This window comes from Burkholderia sp. E168m22 (genome assembly GCF_001319805.1).
Taxonomy (GTDB): domain Bacteria; phylum Pseudomonadota; class Gammaproteobacteria; order Burkholderiales; family Burkholderiaceae; genus Burkholderia; species Burkholderia orbicola.
The window spans coordinates 1-3,887 of sequence record NZ_BBSK01000131.1 but is presented as its reverse complement, the minus strand read 5'-3'; the positions used below and the strand labels follow the sequence as shown (position 1 = coordinate 3,887).

The following is a 3,887-nucleotide window of genomic DNA, read 5'->3' as shown; positions in this document are numbered from 1 at the left end:
CTCGGGTTGACCGAGGTAGCCGCGAGCGAGGCCGACGCCGCCGATATGGATTTCGCCGGTCACCCCGATCGGTACCGGCTGGCCTTGCCCATCCAGGAGGTAGACCTGCGTATTGGCGATCGGCCGGCCAATGTGGGGTTTACGCCCATCGCGTGAAACGTGTGCGATTACCGATTCAACAGTGCACTCAGTGGGACCGTACAGGTTGTACACGCGAGTGGATCTCAGGGATGCCAGACGCTGCCAAAGCTCATCACCAATCGCCTCCCCGCCGATGAGAATGACCTTTGGGTTCAGTGCGTCTTGCCCAAGTACACCGTCGTTGATTAGAAACTCCAATTGCGACGGTGTGCAGTCAAATGCTTCCACTTTATGTTTGCGTAGATATTCAAGAAAGGCAGCGCTGTCTCTGCGGATGGCTTGTGGAAACAGCACCATGGTCCGTCCAGAAAGCAACTGCAGGAACGCTTGCACCGACGCATCGAAAGACAGCGCGGCGTTCTGGCCCACTCGCATGGCATCAGGCACCTCGCCGAATACGGTGTTTTCTAGCGCTAGCCACAGATTCAATACACCGCGATGCTCGACCATGACACCCTTAGGCGTGCCGGTGGAGCCGGAGGTGTAGATGACGTAGGCGAGATTGTGCGAGGACAGGCCGAGGGTCAGGGGATCGGGATTGTGAGCCGGGTAGGCGCGCAGCATGGCTGCGGCATCGGGATCGTCGAGCAGGAGCACGGGCACGGTGTGCTGGGGCAGCGCATCGAGCAGCGCCCGTTGAGTGAGCAGCGCGGCCGGTGCACTATCGCGCAACATGTGCGAGAGACGCTCGGCCGGGTAGGCGGGGTCGAGCGGGACATAGCAGGCGCCGGCCTTGAGAATGCCCAGCAGGCCGGCGACCATATCGATGCTACGCTCGACGCAGATCGCGACGCGGTCATCGGGGCGCAGGCCGAGGCCGACGAGGTGGTGGGCGATCTGGTTGGCGCGTTCGTTCAGCGCGGCATAGCTGATGGAGTGCGCTTCATGGATGACGGCGATGGCATCGGGCTGGAGGCGGACCTGTTCTTCGAACAGCTGATGGATGAGCGCCTCGTGCGGGAACGCGCGCGCGGTGCGGTTGAACGAGACAAGGATGCGTTCGCGCTCGGCAGTGCTGAGCAGAGGCAGGCGGCTGACGCGCTGGGTGTCGTCGTCGACCATGCCTTGCAGCAGCACCTGGAACTGCTCGGCGAGCCGTTCGATCGTCGCGGCGTCGAACAGGTCGCTCGAATAGTAGAAGCGACCTTCTATGACGTCGTCTCGCTCCATGAGATGAAGCGCCAAATCGAATTGTGTCGTCAGGTGCGGCAACTCAACTGTTTCGACATCCAGACCGGGCAGTGTCAGTTTTTGCTCAGTCGGAACATTTTCGAGCGTGAGGTTGGCCTGGAACAATGGATTGTGACTCAGACTGCGCGGTGGCTGCAGCGCTTCGACAACCTGTTCAAACGGCAGATCCTGATGTGCATACGCGGCAACGCTGCTTTCTTTCACGCGTGCGAGTAGGTCGGCCACATTGGGATCTCCGTCGAGTTTTACGCGTAGCGCCAGTGCGTTGACGAAAAAGCCGATCAGCGATTCGATTTCGGCACGCTGGCGGTTGGCAACTGGCGTACCGACGACCACATCGTCCTGTCCGCTCACGCGTGAAAGCAGAATGGCCCATCCCGCCAGCAGCGTCATGAACAGGGTCGTGCCGTGACGTGTCGACAGCGAGTGCAAACCTGCAGTCGTCTTCGCATCCAGTGCGAATGGCAACCGGCTTCCGACATGACGTTGAATGGCCGGGCGAGGACGATCGGCCGGCAGCTGCAGCAGCGTAGGCGCGCCCGCGAGATAGTCTTTCCAGAAGTCGATTTGCCGTTGCAGCACGTCGCCCTGCAACCATTGCTGTTGCCATGCCGCGTAGTCTGCATACTGAATCGGCAGGGGGGGCAGCGGATCTTGCTTCCCTTGGCAAAATGCGGTGTAAAGCGCGATTACTTCCTGGATGAGCAGGCCGACGGACCACCCGTCAGACACAATGTGGTGTTGCGTGATGAGCAGAAGATGGTCGTCATCTTGCAGGCGTAGCAGACGGGCCCGCATAAGCGGTCCCTCGGACAGATCGAACGGCTGTATGACTTCCGCCTCGCATCGCTGCCCGATTACGTACGCGCGTTCTGCTTCGGACAGTGCGCGCAAGTCTTCCTCTTGCAGCGCAAATCCCACGTCCGCAGGCGCAATCCTCTGTACCGGTTCGTCTGAGCTGCTGATAAACGTAGTACGCAGATTTTCATGTCGCGCCACGATGCGGTCGAAAGTCGCCTGCAGCGCGGCTCGATCCAAATGCCCGCGCAACCGCAGGCCTTCAGACATGTGGTAGGCGACGCTGATCGAATGATCGAGCTGATCGAGGAACCACAAGCGTTGTTGCGCCCAGGACAATGGAAGTGGGCGTGAGCGATCGACCGGCACTATCGGCGAGGGCCTTGCGCGCGGTGCGCGGTCCGCTGCCGCGGCGAAGTTCTTGACGATCGGATGAGTGAACAGCTCGCTGAGCGGGATGTCCGCGTCAAGCAATTCGTTGAGACGGGAAACGACTTGGATGGCTAGTAGCGAATGACCGCCAAGTTCGAAGAAATGGTCTTCTCGGCCAACGCGCTCGAGCGCCAAGAGGTTTTGCCACACCTGTACGACGGCTTGCTCTGTTTTCCCCTCGGGTGACACATAGACTTGAGTGGCGACGGAAGTGAGATCCGGTACAGGGAGGCGCTGCCGGTCTAGCTTGCCGTTCGGTGTAAACGGCAATGCATCGAGACACACGAAAGCGCTGGGCACCATATGCTCAGTCAATTTCTCTGCCAGTTGGGCTCTCAACGCCGAAGCACTGGGTGCAGCCCCTTCTTGCGGTACATAGTACGCAACGAGCCGCTTGTCTCCTTGGCGGTCCTCGCGAACGAGAACGACGCATTGCTGGACGCCCGCGCACTCGGCGAGTCGTGTTTCGATTTCGCCAAGCTCAATGCGCAGGCCGCGAATTTTGACCTGGAAGTCGTTGCGACCTAGGTATTCGATGGCGCCATCCGGCAGCCAGCGGCCAAGATCGCCGGTGCGATAAAGGCGTCGACCGGGTTCTTGGATGAACGAGTCTGGCACGAAACGTTCGGCGGTGAGATCGGGACGGTTCAAATAGCCACGGGAAACTTGAATGCCACCGATATAGATTTCACCGACTACGTTCACGGGAACCGGCTGCATGTGCTGGTCCACGATATAAATCTGCGTGTTGGCGATTGGGTAACCGATGGGCACGGTGCCGATATGACTATCTGGCCGGCATTGCCAGTGCGTCACCTCAATGGCGGTCTCCGTAGGGCCATACAAATTCAACAGCATGACATCGGGCAAGTGCGTGTGGAACTGCTGTTGAACCGGATAGGGTAGCGTGTCGCCGCCCACTATCACGCGCTCAAGCGTGGTCAAGGGTTGTTGCTTCGCCTTCTCGATGAACAGCGGCAGCATCGAAGAGACAAAGTGAATGACGGTGATCCCGTATTGTTCCAGTGTCTGCGTCAGGTAGTCGATGTCTTGGTGTGCCCCGGGGCGGGCCATGACCAACTGGCCGCCGGCGAGGAGGGGCCAAAAGAACTCGAACACCGAAGGATCAAAGCTGAAGGGAGTCTTTTGCAGGACTCGGTCTTTGCTCGTCAGCGGGTATTCATGTTGTCCCCACAACAGCCGGTTGACGACGCCCACGTGCGGATTCATCACGCCCTTGGGCGTGCCGGTGGAACCGGAGGTATAGATGACGTAGGCGAGATTGTGCGAGGACAGGCCGAGGGCCAGGGGATCGGGATTATGGG

General features: G+C 59.7%; 1 protein-coding gene. It reads right to left on the bottom strand.

Translation table 11 applies throughout. From position 1 onward, the window contains the following. Window positions 1-3,887, bottom strand: a 3,887-nt coding sequence (locus tag AP428_RS29540; protein ID WP_156349358.1) for a non-ribosomal peptide synthetase, incomplete at both ends; no start/stop codon positions are given.